Genomic DNA, 20,186 nt, shown 5'->3' on the forward strand with positions numbered 1-20,186 from the left:
ACAATTACCAGCGGTAGTTTGCGTTTAGCATAACAGAGCGAGACTGGCCGTAGTAACACCAGTAATCGCAACCTGAAACAAACTCTTTATCTAGGATGTTGTTCACGTTTAGCTGTGCTTGCCACTGTGAAGTGATGTCGTAAGTGACTGACGCATCCCAAAGAGTGACTGAAGGAACCGTTAGGTTCGAGCTCTTAGGGTTATCTTTTGACTCACCTACGTAGCGCACACCAGTACCGATATTGAGGCCTGGAATCAGGCTGTAGGCGCTGTAGTCTACCCATGCAGAAGCTTGGTGCTCAGGAATAAGTGCGGCTTGTTTTTTACCTTGGCCAAAGCTCTCATCTGTTTTCGCTTTAGTGTAGGTGTAGCTTGCCATCAGTTTTAGATCGTCTGTTAGCTGCGCCGTGCTTTCTAGCTCAACACCTTGAGATGTCACTTCACCTGTTTGTGTCGCAATCCATGTTGATGGGTTAGTGACCAACGCGTTCTTTTGCGTGATGTCGAACCATGCAAGGTTGATAAAGCCATCCATAAAGCTTGGCTCATACTTTACACCCACTTCTACTTGCTCGCCTTCCAGCGGTTTGTAAAGTTCATTGGTTGCCGCATCAATAGTGCTGATCACTTCAAACGACTGAGAGTAGTTTGCGTAAGGTGACAGGCCATTGTTTGCAAGGTACATCACACCCGCACTTAGAGAGAGCTGACCATCATCACGAGATTCACTTTGATCAACGGTAGCGCCTTTGCCAGAGTTTTCTGTTTTCACCCAGTCGTAACGAGCACCGATGTTACCAATCCACTGTTCATGCAGTTTCAATTGGTATTGTGAATAGAGACTTGCTTGAGATTTCTCAATCTCACGTTTCACGTTGTTGGCAGGATCAAGAGGGGTGAAGTTGCCGTAAACTGGGTTCCACGGATTGATGGTGCCAAATGCGTAGTTGTCCTGCTCGTCGCCATCGGTTTTGTGGAATTGCAGATCCATACCGATAAGCACTGTGTGCTCTGCGTTGTCTGTCATCCAGTTGCCGACAGCATTGTTATCGAACGTGATGCTCTGGTTTTTTCCGTCACGGAATACGATGCCTTGCGTTAACTCTTCTTTCGCTGGATCGTTGTTTGAGAACGCGTAAGAGCTGCGCAAGTACAACTCATTCGAACCGTAGTTGAGGTTTTGCGAGAGTGACCACGTGTCATTGATGTCGTGCTCTAGTAAGTAACCTAGAGAAAACTGCGTGCGTTCGTATTTATCGTAGTTTGGCTGACCAAGGTTAGTCGAAGGATCGATTTTGCCAAAGTTAGAGCCAATCAGAGTACCTGCTGCCGGGAAGAATGGGTTAGTTGGTACACCGTCATCATGAAGGTAAGTTGCCAAAACGGTCAGCATTGTACGGTCAGAAATGTCGAACTCGACACTTGGCGCTAGGTAGAAACGCTCGTTATTTGTGCCGTCCAGTTCACCATCTTGGCTTGTCATCAAGCCAACCAAACGATAGCGCACAGTGCCTGCGTCGTTTGCTTCGTCAGCAATGTCAAAACCTACGGATTGGTGTTGGTTGTTGCCAACTTCGACTTTTACTTCGCCTTGAGGCGTAAACGTTGGTTTTTTCTGAACAGCATTCACGATACCGCCTGGTGCCGATTCACCAAACAGAATAGCCGATGGACCTTTAACGACTTCTACACTTTCTAGGCCGTAAGGTTCGACCAACCATGTGTAGTAACCATCGCGGAATAGGCGGTTGCCGTTTAGGTAAGTCGCTGCATCAAATCCACGAACTTTGAACCAATCAGTGTCGTTGTCTGCGCCATAAGGCTGAGCGGTTACACCAGACGTGTAGCGTAATGCTTCATCTAGCTTTTTCGGTGCACGAACACGAAGTTCATCTTCAGAAATGATAGATACGCTGCGCGGCGTTTCTGCTGCAGGGGTTTCTACTTTAAGTGCTTGCGCGGTGACCGTTATGGTCTCCATGGCAATCACGTCATCTTGTACGACGTCTTCTTGAGCTTGTGCTGTGAATGCAACCACTGCTGTAGGTGCTAAAGCACAAACCAACGCGTTGCGGATAGCGATGGTCAGTGAGTTATTCTTTTGCATAAATCTATTCCCGATAATTATGATTAACGCTAAGCTTAATTGTAATTATTATCATTTGAGCTTTTGTTTCGGTATTTTACTGACTTTTGTATCAAAAGATAGTAAAACGTTCGCAAATTCATTCGCGGTACCTAAAGTCATTGTTATGTTCAATTGGTTTGAAAAGCTGACCCAACCCTTTCCCCAGATGGAAACCGAAAAGCCACCGAAGACGCTATTTGGCTTTTGTCGTTTTTACACTCGTGGCTTTGAAGCCCCTTTACTCGTTATGGCTGTGTTCAGTGCGCTTATTGCCATTACTGAGGTGACGCTGTTGCGTTATATGGGCGAGCTCGTCGATATTCTCTCTAATCAAGATCGCGCAACATTCTGGCAAGACCAGGGTGATCGCATGCTAATGATGCTGTTCTTAGTGGCGGTTGTGATGCCAGCTCTCGGTTTTGTCCACTCAATGGTGATGCACCAAACGTTATTGGGTAACTACCCGATGTCTATCCGTTGGTTGATTCACCGTTACTTGCTAAAACAAGCGGTTGGATTTTTCCAGCGTGACTTTGCAGGCCGAGTTGCGACCAAAGTGATGCAAAGTGCGTTAGCGGTACGAGAAACGGTCATGAAGCTGGTGGATGTACTGGTTTATATCAGCGTTTATTTTCTTTCGATGCTCTGGATGATGGGCGAAGCTGATGGTTTGCTAATGTTGCCTATTGTGATTTGGATAGGAATGTACGCGGTTATCCAGTTCTACTTTATCCCTAAAATGAAACAAGTAGCGACGGAGCAAGCGGATGCTCGTTCTGTAATGACTGGGCGCATTGTCGATTCTTACACCAACATATCTACCGTAAAGCTATTCGCGCACTCGCAACGAGAGTTGGAATACGCAGAAAGCAGCATGAAGCAATTTTTGGTGACGGTTTACCGCCAAATGCGCATGGTGACTTGTTTACTGTTTAGTGTGGATGCCATCAACTATTTGCTGCTGATGTCTATTAGTGCCATTTCGGTTTATCTATGGCTAGATCACGCTGTAACAATTGGTGCTATTGCGATTGCCATCAGTATTGCATTGCGCGTACAAGGTATGTCGAAGTGGATCATGTGGGAAGTTAGCGCGCTGTTTGAAAACATTGGCACGGTAGTGGACGGCATCAATACGATTTCAAACGATGTTGAAGTGAAAGATGTACCAAATGCTAAGCCTTTGCAAATCTCCCAAGGTGAGATCTGCTTTGATCACGTAGGTTTTAACTACAGTGATGAAAAGGCAGTATTTGAGAACTTGAATCTGACCATTAAACCGGGCGAAAAAGTCGGCATTGTCGGTCGCTCTGGGGCAGGTAAATCCACGTTGGTCAACTTGTTGCTGCGTTTTTACGACGTAAATAGCGGTAAGATTTGTATTGATGGACAGGACATTTCTCAAGTTGAACAAGAGTCGCTTCGCCAACACATCGGTATGATCACGCAAGACACCTCTTTGCTGCATCGTTCAATTAAAGAGAACATTCTTTACGGTGATCCAGGTGCTTCAATGGATGCCGTTATCGCAGCTGCTGAGAAAGCACATGCTCATGATTTCATTCAATCTCTACGAGACGAGCAAGGTAACGTTGGCTATGAGGTTGAAGTGGGTGAACGCGGTGTGAAGCTGTCTGGTGGTCAGCGTCAACGTGTGGCGATTGCTCGCGTTCTGCTGAAAAACGCGCCAATTTTGATCATGGATGAAGCAACGTCTGCACTTGATTCAGAAGTAGAATCGGCAATTCAAGAAAACCTTGAAGTTCTGATGGAAGGAAAAACAGTGATTGCGATTGCTCACCGTTTATCAACGATTGCCGCGATGGATCGTTTGATTGTAATGGATGACGGCAAAATCATTGAGCAAGGCTCGCATTACGAGCTGCTGCAATTGGGTGGTGTTTACGCTCAGTTGTGGAAGCATCAAACCGGCGGATTTTTGTCTGAGCAAGGTGATGCTCAACTGCAAGTCATCTAATATGACGCTACACGAAAGAGGAGCAAATGCTCCTCTTTTTTGTGTCTGTCGTTTATACCGAGTAAGTAGGCGTTAATGGGCAACGTTAACTTGTGATTATTCATTGAGTTAGGCCAACTTAATGATGATTATGTTTATAACTCACTGTCGTTATTGAATTTTTTACGCTTTTTTTACGCGAACTCCGAATGGGCTTTTGCTAAAGTTTTCTACATCGAATTTTGGTTGATGTATTTTATGTTTGTTCAATGGCGAGATAACACCTTTCTCTTTTCTACTACCGTGATTGTTGGTGCGGTTGTCGTCTCATGGCTGTTAGACCAACTGTTTGGCTCTACAGCCGCAGTCCTGCTGATTTTACAGTTAGCGGTCGTGGTAGTGGCGTTTCAATGCAACTCGCGATTCGCTTATGCGGCGGCGGTGATCGAAGCGCTGAGCTTCAACTTCTTTTTTACGACACCTCGTTACTCTTTGCAGATGTTTCGTCCGGAAGACATTTTTAATTTAGTCGTGTTTATGGTGGTGGCATTTATCACCAGCACCTTTGCGGATCTTTATCGTCGCCAGCAGGGAGAGTTAAAACAAACCAAGCTGCAAAACAGCATCCTGCTATCGGTGTCCCATGACCTACGCACGCCGCTGGCAACCATTATTGGAACACTGACCACACTCAACGAGTACATGCCCAAGCTCAATGACTTAGAGCGCAAAGAATTGCTCGACAGTGCGACTTCAGAAAGCCACCGCTTGCATCAATATATAGAGAACCTCTTACAGGCGACTAAGCTCCAACACGGCACATTAAAAATTACCAAAAAAGATGAGCCTATTGCGAATATTGTGCGGGATGCGGTTTCTCGTTTGCCGAATTACACCGAGAAAGTATCCATGAATATGGATGATGCCGTTGGCTATTTGTCAGTAAGTCGTTCGCTCATCGAACAAGCGATTTTTAATGTGCTGGATAATGCCATGCGATTTTCGCCAGAGAATGAATCTGTTGAGGTTTCACTTTCTAAGCAGGGTTCGTCGTGCGTGATTGATGTTCGGGACATGGGGATTGGCATCAAAGCTGAAGATGCGGAAAAAATATTCAGCCTTTTCTATTCCGGTGTGAACAACAAATCGGCCGATTCAGGCACCGGAATGGGACTCGCGGTTGCCAAAGGCATCATCACCGCACACCAAGGAGAGATTCAATCTATGCCAGTATCAGAAGGGACGCTGATCCGCATTCGACTTCCACTCAATCAAGGAGCAGAGCAGGCGTGAGTTACAAAGTTTTAGTCGTGGACGATGAGCCTCGCATTCATACCTTTATTCGAATTTCGCTGTCTGCTGAAGGGTTTGATTACATTGGCGCGAGTACCATTGCAGAAGCCAAAGCGTGTTTCGAAGCGCATTCGCCGCACGTAATTTTGCTAGATTTAGGCTTGCCCGACGGCGATGGGGCGGAGTTTCTCACTACGCTTCGTCAGACGTATAAAACGCCAGTGCTAGTGCTGACAGCTCGCGATCAAGAAGAGGAAAAAATCCGCCTTTTAGAAGCGGGCGCGAATGATTACTTAAGCAAGCCTTTTGGCGTAAAAGAGCTCATCGCGCGCATCAAAGTGCTGGTTCGAGATTTGGTGGATGAGAAATCCATCGCTGATGAGCTGGTGGCTGGCCGAGTCAAAATCATCAAAAGCACCCACCAATTTTGGTTGGATCAGAGGGAAATTCCACTCACCAAGAAAGAATTTTCTTTCATTGAACAGTTGATTCTCAAGCCGGGAAAACTCATTGAGCAAACTCATTTGCTAGCGGTGATTTGGGGAAAAAGTCATGTCGAAGACACTCACTACTTACGCGTGTTAGTGAGTCAACTACGCAAAAAACTGAACGATAGTGCTGACGAACAGCGGCTATTAAAAACCGAGCCGGGGCTGGGTTATCGTTTAGTGCTTGAGACGTCCAAGCACCACTAAATTCCAAATTTAATCAACGTTAATGCCAAGGTTTAGTGCTGGTTATCAGCACTCGAACAGGATTCGTGTTGCCTATTTTCCGCGACGGAAAATCAGTCTAGCCCTTAACGCATTAGCATTTTCTATATATAAAACACAGTTAGGTATTGATATGGCTCACTTTACAGTAATTGGTTTAGGGCGATTTGGCGTTGCCGCCAGCTTAGAACTTATTCATCTTGGACACACCGTAACGGGGGTGGATAGCGACCCGAAAATCGTCGAAAAATACGTCGAAGAGTTAACGCAAGCGGTCATATGTGACGCAACAGACGAAGGTGCACTCAGAGAGTTAGCGTTAGCAAACAGTGATGTGGTGTTGGTGGCGATTGGCGAAGACATGCAAGCCAGTTTGTTGTGTACTCTGGCTCTGAAAAATCTGGGTGTGAAATCCATTTGGGTCAAAGCGAGCACCAAAGCACACCACACCATCGTGTCTAAGCTTGGTGTACAACGCATTATTCATCCGGAAGAGGAGATGGGCGTAAGAGTCGCGCAGGCACTCAACTATCCGATGGTGAACAACTATTTGGAAATGGGGCATGGCTTGTATGTGGTGGAAATCCACGTTAAATCCAATCTGCACGATACGCCGCTTTCTAAGTTGATCAGCCGAGGCAGTTACAACATTCAGCCTATCTTGGTGAAGCGCGAAGAAGCCGTCTACACCAATATCAATGATGAGTTTGTGCTTAATGAGTTCGACACGCTGCTGCTTTGCGGTAGTCGCGCTGAGCTGAAATACGTCGCTCCAAGGTTGGTGTAACATGGTTTTGTGGCATCCCTCTGTTATCCCAATCGAGCGAAAACCCAAAGCGGGCAAAAAATTGTTGGGCGCACCGCCATTAATACTTAGCCTCAGCTTTGCGTGCTTGATCATGCTCGGCACGGTCTTACTCAAACTGCCGATTGCCACCACAGAGCCCATCACTTGGATTCAAAGCCTGTTTACAGCAACATCGGCCATTACGGTGACGGGATTAGTTGTGGTGGACACGGGCACGGCGTTTACGCCTTTTGGGCAAGTGGTTATTGCTTTCCTGATTCAATGTGGTGGCCTAGGTTTGATGACGTTTGCTATCGTGACCTTGCTGGCTCTGGGCGGAAAAATTGGCTTTTTGGAGCGAGCAGTCGCGAGAGAGGCGTTCAACCAGACTGATTCATCGACACTCATTGCCACTGCTAAATCTGTATTGATGTTCGCTCTGCTCGTTGAACTTATTGGTTTCACTATTTTGAGCGTTTATTGGAGTGAAGAGCTGGGCTGGGAAACCAGTTTGTTCCATGGTTTCTTCTACACCATCAGTGCGTTTAACAATGCAGGTTTTGCGTTGAGTGCCGATAGCTTAATGCCTTACGTGGACGACCCGATCGTTAACTTCACCATTACCAGTTTGTTCATTATTGGTGGTTTAGGCTTCTCGGTTTGGATTGACTTAAAACGCAATCGCCGTTGGCACCGACTCACCGTTTACAGTCGAATGATGATCTTAGGCACGGTGACCCTTAACGTGGTGGCACTTATCGCGATTTACCTGATTGAATATGACAACCCCAACACGCTTGCCCCTTTGAGCGAAGCAGGGAAATGGTGGGCATCGTGGTTTCAAGCGGTGACGCCAAGAACGGCGGGGTTCAATACTTTAGCTATCGATCAGTTGGAAGATGCCACAACGGCGATCATTCTGGTGTTGATGTTTATCGGCGGTGGTTCATTGAGTACGGCAAGTGGCATTAAAGTTGTGACATTTATGGTATTGGTCTTGGCAACTTACAGCTATTTGCGTCGCGATGAAGCAACCTATGCCTTTCAACGCGAGATTCCCAAAGAGACCATCAGCAAGGCATTGGCGCTGACTCTGATCTCGGTGGGGGTGACTTGGTTTGCCATATTCACGCTGTTACTGACAGAGAAAGCGTCTATGTTAGACATTATGTTCGAAGCAGTCTCGGCACTGGGTACGGTTGGTTTGTCGCGAGGCTTAACGGGCAGTTTATCCGAACCGGGTGAGTTAGTGATCATCTTCATGATGTTTATGGGACGATTAGGCCCCCTTACTTTGGCGTACTTCTTAGCCAGTCCAAGAAAGAAAAAAGCGCGTTACGCGAGCACTAAATTGGCAATAGGGTAAATGGGCTAACTCGAAGAAAGTGAGCAAAAGGCTAGGCAAAAGAGGAGTAACTGCTCCTCTTTTTGTGCTCGTTGTAGCCACGAAACTGTATACGGCAGTCTCTCTCACAACAATTTATGATTCATCTCTATTTTTTATCATTTATAAATTGTCGTTTTTGGGGTGTTGTCCAGAATGGCATTATCCACGTGCAACATAAGATTGCCGGGAATAAAAATAATTACAATACTGCCTTACTGGAAGATACATGAAAATCAAACCCCTCCCACCTTTAAATAGCCTCGTTGCGTTTGAAGCGTCGGCGCGGCACTTGAGTTTTACATTAGCCGCTGACGAGCTAAACGTGACCCAAGGTGCTATCAGTCGCCAAATTAGACAATTAGAAGAATACTTAGGCAAGGCTATGTTCACGCGAGCCAATCGAAGCATTAATTTAACGCCTACAGGTCTTCAATATTATCAAGCTGTCAGCCAATCTTTGCTCGATATTGCTCAAATCACGGGTGAAGTGAAGAAGTGGCAGGGCGAACAAAAGCTCACGGTTGCGACGACAAATGCAATGGCAGCCTTGTGGTTGTTGCCTAAGGTTGCTCAATTTCAAAATGAACATGATGACATCGATATAAGGATATTGGCCTCAGATAATGTGTTGGACTTACGCCGATTAGATTGCGATATCGCCTTGTTTTATTGTCGCACTCCACCTGCGGAAATGGACGTGACAACGCTATTTTCAGAAGAAGTATTCCCTGTGTGTAGCCCGCTTTATTTAGAGAAAATCGGCCAGCCTAGTGAGCCAGAAGAAATCTTCAATAAAACGTTACTCTATCTGGAAGAGTCTCAAAGAGATTGGGTGAATTGGGAGCAGTGGTTTGCGAGTGTAGGATTGCCAAATATTTCGCCTCGTAATCGCATGAACATCAATAACTATCCAATGCTGTTACAAGCGGCAATTAATGGTCAGGGCATCGCGTTAGCCTGGGGATCATTAGTGGACGACTATTTACAAAGCGGTGCTTTAGTTAGGCCAGTCGAACACGTGCTTTCAACACCTTCCAATTTCTCTATGCTTGAACCTAAAAATAGAGGTTTAATCCCAGCAAGCGTCAAGCGTTTTAGAGAGTGGCTTTTGCAACAGTTGCCAGATGAGGTGGGTGATCGAGGTTTAGCCTAAATCAATAAGCAGAGAAAATAACAGAGTTTGGTCATGTTAAAAAGCGGGAGTACCAGTTCCCGCTTTGTTTTAATTGATTGATGAAACGACGCACTAACTTAGTACTGGTCCCTGATTGAGTGTGGAATCATCTTTTAGTGAGGATGTTGAAGCGATAGGCTCGGAAACCACTGTTTTGCTTTCAACAAGCGGTTCAACAGGACCATCAAGTTTCTCTTGCTCTGGGTGAACGTGCTCTGGAAGCATTGCCCATGGCTTAGGTTCGCGTCGAATACTATGAAACAGCGTTAAGCTCATCACTGCGATAAAAATGGCGATAGGGAAACCGGCAATAATGGAGACCGTTTGCATTGCTTTTAACCCTCCTGCGTATAGAAGTACTCCCGCAATGGCTGCGATCATGATCCCCCACAATACGCGTATAGAGGTAGGAGGCTCACTGTGCCCAGCGGCATCGAGGGTACATAGAACCAAGGTACCCGAGTCTGCGGAGGTAATGAAATAAGTACCGAGTAATAGACACGCAAGCACGCTAAGTAGTTTACCAAACATACCTGTATCTAGATTGTCGAATAGCGTAAACAAAGCGCGTGTCGTATCGGCTTTAGTCGCTTCAAGAATCGGGCCGCCAGAAAAATCCGCAGGTGGTGTTTGTTTGGCTTCTTGTGCCGCAGTGACTTGCTCTTGATGAGCAACACGAGCGTCTTGCTCTACCTTCAACGCTGCACCACCAAATACTGAAATCCATAAAAACGTGATTAGCGTAGGTACGATTAATGCGCCACCGATAAGTTCACGTATTGTGCGTCCTTTAGAGATACGAGCTACAAACATGCCAACGAAAGGCGCCCAAGTCATCCACCAAGGCCAGTAATAAGCCGTCCACCAGTTTTGCCAGCCAGAGTCATTCTGTGCATCGCTCCATAAGCTCATACCGACAATGTTTTGTGCATAAAGCCCCATACTTTCGAGTAGCGTATTTAAGATATAGCGAGTTGGACCAATGTAAAGTACGACTAGCACGAGTGCGAGTGAAAGCAGCATGTTCCATTCTGATAAACGGCGAATACCTTTTCCTACACCAGATAGCACCGACGCAACCGCACAAGTACAAAGGGAAACGATAATAAAGAGTTGAATCCCCAAACTAATGTCTAGACCAAAGGCTTGATTCAAACCAGAGTTTATTTGGATAACTCCCATCCCCAAGGTTTGAGAGATACCGAAAGCAGTCACCGCGACTGTTAGGATATCAACCGTGTGCCCGATAGGCCCATAAATACGATCACCAATCAAAGGGTACAAGATAGAGCGTAGGGTAAAAGGCAGATCTTTACGGTAGGAAAAGTAAGCTAATGCGAGTGCAACAATGATAAAGACAGACCAAGGATGTAGACCCCAGTGAAAGAATGTCAGTTTCATTGATGTTGTTGCGGCTTCATTGGTCAGGCCTTGAGTAAATGGGTTGTCAGCGTAATGCCACATCGGTTCGGCGACCGACCAGAAAATTAAGCCTATCCCCATGCCTCCGGAAAAAAGCATGGATACCCAAGACAAATAACTAAACTCTGGTTTTTCGTCATCTTTACTCAAACGAATATGCCCATATCGACTAACCATAAGGTAAAGAAGAAAACCGACAACGAGTGAAACAAGTCCGATGTAAAACCACTTCATATTCTGTAGCAAAATGCCGGAAATCGTTTCGAAGTATTGGCCCGCTTGATTGGCGAGAATGGCGCAGAAAAGTACAAAACCGATAACGACGATCTTTGATGCGATTGTCACAGTCGGATTGAGTCCTTTCAATATCCCAGATGTTGCTCTCATAGGCATCCCTCACAGTGCGTTTGTTTTAGCGTTATTGTTTGTTGCGTCATTGTTAATTTTTGAAAGAGAGTAGAGAGAGGGCTTTTGTGTTTCAACTGATTAATACTCATCGGTTAATGAGTATTAATCATGACAAGAAGATCATTGTTAATTAAAAGGTTATTTTTTTGTTCGAGATCAATGCATGAATGACAAAAACTCATCCAAGCCCGGCGAAAAAGTCGTTTGTTTGTTTCCGGGTTGTTAATCAAAATCATCTCCACTAACACAACACGATGTTGTACGCACTGGATGCAACTCGACTCTCGGAGATAAGAATATGAGCAATGTCAACCAAACCATTATTCCTGTTGAACTTGTTGATAATGTACTGAACCCAATCAGTGAAGCAACAGGAATGCCGAATCAGGCCTACACCAGCGAAGAGTATTTTACTTTTGAGCGTGATCAGGTGTTTGGTAACACTTGGGTATGTATTGGTTTTGCATCAGACCTGCTTAAAAATGGTTATGTAATGCCACTTGATTTCATGAATCTTCCACTACTCATGATGAGAAATCGTCAAGGTGAAGTCCAAGTCTTCCACAACGTGTGTAGCCATCGTGGTATGAAGCTGGTTCATGAGGCAGGCGAAGTTCAAGGCATGATTCGCTGTCCTTACCATTCATGGACGTACGATCTTGACGGCAATCTAAAAGGCACACCACACATCGGTGGTATCGCAAAACACAAAGATGACCGATTTAAGTGTGAAAAGCATGGCCTTAAGCCACTTCGTTCAGCCGTTTGGATGGACATGGTATTCGTCAACTTATCGGGCAAAGCAGAAAGCTTTGAAGAGCATATCGCGCCGCTAGAGCAACGTTGGCAGCAATTCTTAGGTGAAGAAGGATTAGGGCTTCTTCGCCGCGTGAACATGGGTGGCAACTTAGAGATAGAAGTGAAAAGTAACTGGAAGCTTGCCGTAGAAAACTACTGTGAAGCTTACCACTTACCTTGGGTGCATCCGAGTTTGAACAGTTATTCTCGCCTAGAGGATCACTACAACATCATGTTTGCAGAGCGTTTTGCTGGCCAAGGTAGTCTCGCATACAACCTCTCTGATACTGCAGGAACACACTTACCTAAATTTCCAAGCTGGCCAGAAGATAAACTGCGTCATGCAGAATATGTTGCACTCTTTCCAAACGTGTTGCTTGGTATTCAAGCCGATCATGCCTTTGCAATGATGATTGAACCAATCACTGCGAATAAAAGTGTTGAGCACCTACGTGTTTTCTATGTGGGTGATGAAGCAACGAAAGATGAGTTCGCTGCGTGCCGTACTGCTACCGTTGAGTCATGGCGAGTCGTATTCGGCGAAGATATTGGAGCGGTCGAGGGCATGCAGGAAGGTCGTTACTCACCTGGCTTTGGTGGTGGTGTGTTCTCACCAGAAATGGATGTTCCAACGCATTTCTTTCAAACCTGGTTGGCAAAGCAAGTGAAAGCGGCACTGGAGCAGTAATATGATGCATTACCTTAATTATATTGATGGTGAGTGGTGCGATTCAGAGCAAGCGCTGACCGTCATGAACCCTGGCACAGCCGAAGCGTACGCGACGGTTGCAGAAGCCACTATCACCGATGCAGATCGCGCAATGGCAGCGGCACGTCGAGTAGTCAATCAAGGCGTTCTTTCGGACGTTCGTCCAGCCGTCAGAACCGAGTGGATGTTAAAAGCCGCCGCGGCTATTCGTGAAATGGTTGATGAAGGTGGGTTAGTTGCCTGCCGTGAAAATGGGAAATCTTTGCAAGATGCCAAAGATGAGTTTTTAGAATCGGCACGTTACTTCGAATACTACGCTGGCATGGCCGACAAGCTGGAAGGCACGTCAATTCCGTTGGGTAAAGATTATGTCGATTTCACCCAATATGTGCCGTTTGGTGTGTCAGTGCAGATTGTGCCGTGGAATTTCCCAGTTTCTATTTGTGCACGCTCATTAGCACCTGCATTAGCTGCTGGTAACGCAGTGGTGATCAAATCGCCAGAGATTTCCCCACTCGCTATGACGTTGTTGATTAAAGCGATTGAAAAAGCGGGTTTCCCAAAAGGCGCGATTAACTTGCTATGTGGCAAAGGCTCCGTAGTTGGCAGCCACTTGGTGCAGCATCAAGACGTTGATCAAATTGTCTTTACAGGTTCTGTGCCGACCGGCCAACGCATACTGAAAGATTCAGCGCAACGCGCCACACCATCTGTGATGGAGCTGGGTGGTAAATCGGCCGCTATCGCACTGAAAGATGTGAGTCTCGAAACGCTTTTACAAAGCGTTCAAGTCGGTATTTTCTTTAACGCTGGTCAAGTTTGTTCGGCAATGTCTCGTTTGCTAATTCAAAAAGAGCGTTATGAAGAAGTAAAAGCGGCGGTAGTGAAAATGGCGCAAGACCTAACCATTGGTCAAGGTGAAAGCCAGCCGGATATAACACCGTTGGTATCGGCTGATCAACAAGCGCGCGTGCTTGAAATGATAGACCAAGCAAAAGCCGACGGCGCGAACATCCTAACGGGTGGATACGCCCCTGATTTGTCGGGTTACTTTGTGGCACCGACGGTGATTGAAGCCTCACCAGATATGCGTATTGCTCAAGAAGAAGTGTTTGGTCCTGTACTGGTAATTACACCGTTTGAAACCGAGCAAGAGGCCGTTGAAATCGCGAATTGCACCGATTTTGGCCTGGTTGCTGGTGTCTTTGGTGAAAGCCTAAACCAAACATTGCGTGTGGCGCAGCAACTGCGTGGTGGGCAAGTGTTCATCAATGAATGGTTTGCTGGTGGTATCGAAACACCATTTGGTGGCGTGGGCTTGTCCGGTTTTGGGCGAGAAAAAGGACAAGAAGCGATTTATAGCTATGTCCAGACACGCAATATTGCCATTCGTTTGCAGCAAGACAGCAACGTATAGGTACCGTGTAACTGTATTTTCATCACCTCGTACCGGCTTGGATTTCAGACCACAAGCTAGGGCGAGGTTGATGGAATCACAACAAATCTGACAACGGTTTGTAAACACGGAAATTCTGAACAAGGTAGTTGGAGTATAAGTGATGAGAAAGTGGCTCTGTATTATTTGCGGCTTAATCTATGATGAAGCACAAGGTTGGCCATCCGATGGCATTGCACCAGGAACAGCATGGGAAGATGTGCCGGATGATTGGTTATGCCCCGATTGTTTAGTGGGTAAGGCCGATTTTGAAATGATCGAAATCACCGACGATGCGCCAGTAGAAGAGGTCGTGGCAGTGTCTTCGGTATCGGTAGGATCGTCTGTTCAGCCAAATACGGCTCAGCCACTTCCATCTGAAGTCACTCAACCTATATTTTCAGCTGACCCTATCGTTATCATCGGCAGTGGCCACAGTGGTTACCAGTTGGCAGCGGCACTTAGAGCACAATCTGAAACGGTTCCGATCACTGTCTTTACCGCTGATGATGGCGCACTGTACAGCAAGCCTGCCTTGTCTAATGCACTGGTCATGAATAAAGACGGCGACGCGCTACAAAGTGAGAGCGCGTTGGAGTGGGAAAGCCGTCTCAACATCCGAGTTTACCCGCATACCCGTGTTGAACAGATCGATCGTGCCAATTCAACGTTACATACCTCCATCGGTAAATACGCCTACAGCCGCTTGGTACTGGCAACAGGTGCATCACCGATTGAAATCCCAATTGAGGGCGATCGCTCTTGGGTTATGAGTGTGAACGACTTAGTTGATTACCGCCGTTTCAGAGCGGAGCTGCAAGACAAAAAGCGCATCGCGATCCTAGGTGATGGCTTAATTGGCTGTGAGTTCGCAAATGATCTGATCGAAAGCGGTTATGAAGTAACAGTTATCGGGTTGGGTCAATGGCCAATGGAGCGTTTGATCCCGCAACAGTTGGGTGAATCATTACAAAGCGCACTTGCCGATCGAGGCGTGCAATGGGCTCTACAAGACAGTATCACCAGAATCGAGCCAAGGTCCGCATCCAGTGCGGTTTTACATCTAAACAGTGGCAAGCAGATTGAAGCAGATCTAGTGCTGAGCGCGGTTGGACTCAAGCCAAATGTTTCTCTGGCTGAGCGCGCGGGGCTTGAAGTTGGCCGGGGCATTAAAGTGAATCAATTCGGCCAGACGAGTGATGAGAATATTTACTCGCTAGGTGACTGTGTTGAAACTGAGCAAGGTTGGCAGCCCTATATTGCACCGATTAATCAAATGATCCCTTCTGTAGCGAAAAGCTTGCTAGGCGATGTCGCCCCTATCTCGTTAACACCAACTCCAGTGATTGTAAAAACGCCGATTCTTCCACTCACGATTTTCCCGGTAGCCGCTGAAGAACAGGGACAATGGTACATCGAGACCCAAGCAGATGAATTGACCGCTGCGTTTTATTCACCAGAAGGAGCAATGCTCGGTTTTGCGTTGCTAGGAAGAAAAGTACAGTCATTACGCGGCCCTTGGCTAGATCAATTGTCATTGAAACTGTCAGCAGCGTAGCGGAGAAAAAAGATGATTCATTTACCCAATGATGACGTGACGTGTGGTTGGTACCATGCGTTGCCAAGTATTCCAGAAAAATCGGCGTTAAAAGGTAAACAAAGTGCTGACTATGCCGTGTTAGGTGCCGGTTTCGCAGGCCTAGCTATGGCAAGACGTTTAGCTGAACTTATGCCTAATGCACGAATTATACTGATTGATGCGCAACGTATCGGCCAAGGGGCTTCAGGAAGAAATTCGGGCTTTGTTATCGATTTGCCTCATAAGTTTTCACTTGAGCATCCCGACCCTGAGCACAAACAAAAGTTATTGTCGCTCAACCGTTCTGCGATTGCTCAGCTAAACACTTTAGTGTCGAAGCACAGTATTTCTTGTCAGTGGTCAGCAAAGGGCAAATATCAAGGAGCCGTAGGGGCGCGCGGTGAAGCGTATCTCGATCACTTTGAGCACCTAATGAAAGACCTTGGCGAACCATACTTCCATGTTAATGGCAGTGAGCTGGCGAAAGTCTTGGGAACCAACTACTACAGCCGCGCAATTTACACGCCAGGTGGTTATTTAATGCAACCTGCTGCTTTGGTGCGTGGGCTAGGGGAAAGCCTTCCAGAGAACGTCGAGGTGTTAGAGAACTCGCCAATCCGCAAGCTCAGTAAAGAAAACGGTTGCTGGGTATTACATGGAGATAGTGGCTCTGTTGAAACCCCTGAACTGCTGCTTGGGACCAGCATTTTTACTCGGGAGTTTGGTTATCTTAAAAACAGACTACTTCCAGTGATGACGTTTGCAAGCTGGACGCGTCCATTAACCGACGCAGAAATGCAACGATACGGAGGTGAGCTGAATTGGGGGTTAACTCCAGCTGATCATGCGGGAACGACGTTACGTATGACCGCCGATCGACGTATTTTGATCCGCAATACTTACAAACACGTGCCGAAATATGGCTCAAGCATGAACGATAAAGTCAGAGAACAAATTCGCGACGATCATCGTCAGGTCTTTCTGGCGCGTTATCCCGAGCTGGCCGACGTACCATTTACTCACACATGGGGTGGGGTGTATGCAATCTCTCGTAACTTTACTAACTTTTTCGGTCAATTAGATGAAGGTGTTTATGCCAGCGCTTGTGACAATGGTGTTGGTGCTGCGTGGGGAACCATTTCTGGAACACTGTTAGCTGACTATGTCGTTGGTGCGACATCTAAATCATTGGATGACATACAGCAAGTGACAGGAATGCCTTGTTTGAATCCGCCAGAGCCTTTTTTAGGTTTGGGAGTAAAAACGCGTATCCAATTAGCAAAATGGCAAAGCCGGAGTGAATTATGAAGCCAGTCAAACTTGTTGATAGTAAAAGTCTAGATTTCAATGTTCGTGGTGATACGCCAGGAATGGCGTATGTTGCCAGGGCGTTAAGCCCAGAAATTTCACCAAACATAGGCGTAGGCTTTGCTAAATGGGAAGGCGCTAAAGTGGCTTGGACAGTGCTTTATGATGAGGTTATTTTCGTGATTGAAGGCTGTTTCGAGCTGACCGCAAATGGTGAAACACATTTTGTGCACCCAGGTCAGATGCTGTGGATACCGGAAGGGACTGAATTGGTTTATGGTGGGCATGCTCTGTTCGGCTATGTGGTTCATCCAGGAAACTGGAAAGAGTTACATGGTATTGAATGACTTTTATCATTTAGTTGTGTTTCGGAAAGGCAAAATAAAAATCTGATTTTTAACCATAACTTTTCGCAAAAGAACTTAATCTCAATGGAGCAAGGGTTTCATACTTGCTATGTTTCTTGGTCACGTTTCCAGACGTGTTAGACCTTTCTCAATTGCTATTTTATCTATCAAAAAGGGAAGCCTTGGCTTCCCTATAATGAGTCTTCTTTTGGCTTGGCTAAAGCTTTTATTTTAGCTCAAATTTACCCTGCATGATTGCCCAGTGACCCGGGAACGAACAGAAGAATGAATAGTCACCGCCGGCTTTCATTTTCTCAGTACTGAACGTAATGCTGGTGCTTTCACCGCCACCAATTACTTTTGTGTGAGCGTAGACGCGATCATCATTTGGTTTTACGTAGTTATTTTCTGCTCCAGCTGCCATGCCATCAGTACCGACTGCTTGTAGGTTGGCTGTGTCAGAGATGACCACGTTGTGACCCATCGATTGCGCTGGCATCTTACCTGTGTGATTCAGCGTTAGTTTTACCTCTTTACAAGTGGCTGGTACGCTCAATGTTTTAGTAGAAAACTGCATCATATCGTTAGCATCTAATGACACTTCACACTCGGCACTGGCTTGGGCACCAAAGCTCATTCCTACTAATGCGAAGGTTGTTGCTAATAAACGTAAAGACATATAACACTCTCCATTTTGTATTTTAGGCTGACTTGGATTGATCTTATCCAATAGTTCTCATTATCAGCCAATTTTCACTCCAAAAACGTGCTTCAATCGGTATATTGACGTTTTGTTGCAAGCTTGTACTGGTCAGTTCCGCTATTTGATCACTCAAATGCCTTATTTCATGCGATTGCGTGAGTTAAATCAAAAGTCGTGATTAGCCAGAGTTAAGGTGAAAATAATCTCTCTAAACGGGTGGCAGAATTGTTTGGTTTTACGGTATTGGAGAGGTTTCAAGAAAGAAGCTCAGCTAAATTGCTGAGCTTCTAGAGAACAGACGACAAGTAGGCCTAGCGAGTTTGCTTTAACGTGTGCAACACATCATGCAGTGAAGGTGCGACAGTATGGCCTAATTGCTTTATTTCGTCACAAGGCTCAACCAAATCAGGAATTTGATAAGTGATCATGTTCGCTGCTACCGCAGCACGTACGCCATTATTTGAATCTTCAAAAGCGAGACATTTGGTTGGATCTACGCTTAGACGACTTGCTGCAAGCAGGTAGATCTCTGGATCAGGTTTGCCGTGTGACACTTCACAGCCTGTCGTTAAGTTGTCGAAATACTTGCTTAGGCCCGCTAACTCCAACTTCTTCTGTGCCACTTCTTTTGCTGTAGAAGTGGCGACTGCAATTGGCAACCCTTGGCCTTTCAACCACTCAAGCAGCTCAATCACCCCTTCTTTTACCGGTATCGCTTGGTGCTTAACCACAGCGTCGTAACGGTCGCGCCACTCTTGGTGTAAGCGGTCAAGATCATCCCCATAAGCTTTACGAAAAATCACTTCAATGCCCGCTGCATTGCGACCAATGATTGAAAGGTAAACATCTTTATAGAAGGGTAGGTTCTGGGCTTCACATGCTTCTTGGAAAATATGCATACAGACGCGCTCAGTATCAAGGAGCAAACCATCCATATCAAAAATAGCAGCTTGGTAGTTCATTACATTAAGACTTTTTGGTTGGGATGGCGCATTTTGACACAAGCAGATCGTTTTTTCTTCTAAAAATTAGAACTTGATTTTGATCCTATGAGTTCACATTGCCTCTGAACACACTATACACAGAGTCTATAAATTAGGTGTGAAATATAATATTTTTAAAATTATAAAAATTTCAGTTAAATAGATAAAACTCTATCTTAATATAAGCTAGAGTTTTATTAATATTCTATTGTTATTTTAACTATTGGATAATTTATTAATAGTTAAAATTAATAATAAAATAATACCAAGTCACGATTGTTTACGACTGCATGAGTGTACCAGCTCTTGACTTCAGATATTTGTTGCTCTGATAAGCCTCCGAAGTCAACGTTATCTTGGTGAATATCTTGATTTTTTATCATAAAAACAACAGGGAAATCGTCAGGGAGTGGGAATTTTATGGGATAATCGGTATTAGTGAATGGAATATCGCAGAAATCGTTTACATCGCAAGGATACCAAGAGTTATTGGATAAGTAATAACCAGTGATCTTACATATAGCTTCAAGCAAGTAAGCATAGGCGTAACCCAAGTGACTGTATTTTATCTCTTCAGACAACATTTGCATAAGAAGCTCTTCAGCTCGGATGCTTTCGCCACTACTTTCCAGCATTTCATTAATCACCTTAAAGGAGTCTTGACACCTTTCCATTATGGCTTTTTCTAGCTCTGGATTACGCTCATTCTTTAGTACGTTAAAAACCTTTTCAGTATCTAATGAATATACTGTCGCCCCATATCCCATATTTTATTCTCCTCACTTTTATACAGTTAAATTCATTTAAGTGTTTTTTATCGAAGGGATTATATTTTGATGTTTTTTGAAGGTAAAGTGTATATATAGAGGTTGTATTTATTATGATGAACTTTGAAAGTTTAGATTCTTAAAATAAATACTATATATTTAATTTTATTAGATCTAGCTCATAAAAATACCTTAACTATTATTGTGTTTATTGTTAAGGGTTATTAAATCTGTGAGGTGGTTCAAGACAATAAAATTTAGAAGAAAATACCGTCAAACTTAGGTAGC

Annotated in this window: 16 protein-coding genes and 1 pseudogene; 12 read left to right on the plus strand and 5 right to left on the minus strand. The window is 45.3% G+C overall.

Annotated features, from left to right (window positions below; all coding sequences use genetic code 11):
- Positions 1–4 precede the first annotated feature (4 nt).
- On the minus strand, positions 5–2,107 hold the full coding sequence (locus tag R7Z41_RS17315) for a TonB-dependent siderophore receptor (protein WP_132936302.1): 2,103 nt from the start codon (positions 2,105–2,107) through the stop codon (positions 5–7).
- 145 nt (positions 2,108–2,252) lie between these two features.
- Between R7Z41_RS17315 and R7Z41_RS17320 the strand changes: the two genes are divergently transcribed.
- The 6 genes from R7Z41_RS17320 to gcvA all read left to right on the plus strand — a co-directional run bounded on the left by R7Z41_RS17320 (position 2,253) and on the right by gcvA (position 9,418).
- Positions 2,253–4,106 (plus strand): ABC transporter ATP-binding protein, encoded by a 1,854-nt coding sequence (locus R7Z41_RS17320; protein ID WP_213903447.1) that lies wholly within the window; start codon positions 2,253–2,255, stop codon positions 4,104–4,106.
- Positions 4,107–4,343: 237 nt separating this feature from the next.
- Complete coding sequence (locus R7Z41_RS17325) at positions 4,344–5,378, plus strand: DUF4118 domain-containing protein (protein WP_262647109.1); 1,035 nt, start codon at positions 4,344–4,346, stop codon at positions 5,376–5,378.
- Complete coding sequence (locus R7Z41_RS17330) at positions 5,375–6,073, plus strand: response regulator transcription factor (protein ID WP_154203989.1); 699 nt, start codon at positions 5,375–5,377, stop codon at positions 6,071–6,073. The genes R7Z41_RS17325 and R7Z41_RS17330 overlap by 4 nt, the downstream gene beginning before the upstream one ends.
- Before the next feature lie 151 nt (positions 6,074–6,224).
- The gene (locus tag R7Z41_RS17335; protein ID WP_005375180.1) at positions 6,225–6,878 is read left to right on the plus strand and encodes a potassium channel family protein; all 654 of its coding nucleotides are present in this window, start codon (positions 6,225–6,227) and stop codon (positions 6,876–6,878) included.
- 1 nt (position 6,879) lies between these two features.
- Entirely contained in the window at positions 6,880–8,244 is a 1,365-nt protein-coding gene (locus R7Z41_RS17340) for a TrkH family potassium uptake protein (RefSeq protein WP_225477357.1), read from the plus strand.
- A gap of 247 nt (positions 8,245–8,491) precedes the next feature.
- Entirely contained in the window at positions 8,492–9,418 is a 927-nt protein-coding gene (gene gcvA / locus R7Z41_RS17345; protein ID WP_225477359.1) for a transcriptional regulator GcvA, read from the plus strand.
- 93 nt (positions 9,419–9,511) lie between these two features.
- Here gcvA and R7Z41_RS17350 read toward each other — a convergent pair whose 3' ends face one another.
- Entirely contained in the window at positions 9,512–11,248 is a 1,737-nt protein-coding gene (locus R7Z41_RS17350; RefSeq protein ID WP_225477360.1) for a BCCT family transporter, read from the minus strand.
- A gap of 319 nt (positions 11,249–11,567) precedes the next feature.
- Here R7Z41_RS17350 and R7Z41_RS17355 point away from each other — a divergent pair, with 319 nt between their 5' ends.
- The 6 genes and pseudogenes from R7Z41_RS17355 to R7Z41_RS17380 all read left to right on the plus strand — a co-directional run bounded on the left by R7Z41_RS17355 (position 11,568) and on the right by R7Z41_RS17380 (position 17,445).
- Positions 11,568–12,755 (plus strand): aromatic ring-hydroxylating oxygenase subunit alpha, encoded by a 1,188-nt coding sequence (locus R7Z41_RS17355; RefSeq protein ID WP_017635305.1) that lies wholly within the window; start codon positions 11,568–11,570, stop codon positions 12,753–12,755.
- Position 12,756: 1 nt separating this feature from the next.
- Entirely contained in the window at positions 12,757–14,193 is a 1,437-nt protein-coding gene (locus tag R7Z41_RS17360) for an aldehyde dehydrogenase family protein (protein ID WP_206970762.1), read from the plus strand.
- A 142-nt stretch (positions 14,194–14,335) separates the two neighbouring features.
- Positions 14,336–14,497: pseudogene (locus R7Z41_RS17365) on the plus strand (rubredoxin); the annotation flags it as partial.
- On the plus strand, positions 14,486–15,769 hold the full coding sequence (locus tag R7Z41_RS17370) for an NAD(P)/FAD-dependent oxidoreductase (RefSeq protein ID WP_225477366.1): 1,284 nt from the start codon (positions 14,486–14,488) through the stop codon (positions 15,767–15,769). The pseudogene R7Z41_RS17365 and the gene R7Z41_RS17370, both read left to right, overlap by 12 nt.
- Before the next feature lie 12 nt (positions 15,770–15,781).
- Positions 15,782–17,098: an NAD(P)/FAD-dependent oxidoreductase gene (locus R7Z41_RS17375; RefSeq protein WP_005385877.1), complete on the plus strand. Its 1,317-nt coding sequence runs from the start codon at positions 15,782–15,784 to the stop codon at positions 17,096–17,098.
- Positions 17,095–17,445 carry an ethanolamine utilization protein EutQ gene (locus R7Z41_RS17380; RefSeq protein WP_017635301.1) on the plus strand — a complete coding sequence of 117 codons (351 nt, stop codon included), beginning with the start codon at positions 17,095–17,097 and terminating at the stop codon, positions 17,443–17,445. The genes R7Z41_RS17375 and R7Z41_RS17380 overlap by 4 nt, the downstream gene beginning before the upstream one ends.
- Before the next feature lie 226 nt (positions 17,446–17,671).
- Here the strand turns inward: R7Z41_RS17380 and azu are convergent, their stop codons facing one another.
- The 3 genes from azu to R7Z41_RS17395 form a co-directional block, all read right to left on the minus strand.
- The gene (azu, locus tag R7Z41_RS17385; RefSeq protein ID WP_005375211.1) at positions 17,672–18,124 is read right to left on the minus strand and encodes an azurin; all 453 of its coding nucleotides are present in this window, start codon (positions 18,122–18,124) and stop codon (positions 17,672–17,674) included.
- Between the two features lie 335 nt (positions 18,125–18,459).
- Entirely contained in the window at positions 18,460–19,110 is a 651-nt protein-coding gene (locus R7Z41_RS17390) for an HAD family hydrolase (RefSeq protein WP_005385872.1), read from the minus strand.
- 269 nt (positions 19,111–19,379) lie between these two features.
- Positions 19,380–19,898: a hypothetical protein gene (locus R7Z41_RS17395; RefSeq protein ID WP_053307894.1), complete on the minus strand. Its 519-nt coding sequence runs from the start codon at positions 19,896–19,898 to the stop codon at positions 19,380–19,382.
- Positions 19,899–20,186 lie beyond the last annotated feature (288 nt).

The organism is Vibrio sp. 1457 (assembly GCF_033340195.1).
In the GTDB taxonomy this organism is placed as follows: Bacteria; Pseudomonadota; Gammaproteobacteria; order Enterobacterales; family Vibrionaceae; genus Vibrio; species Vibrio alginolyticus.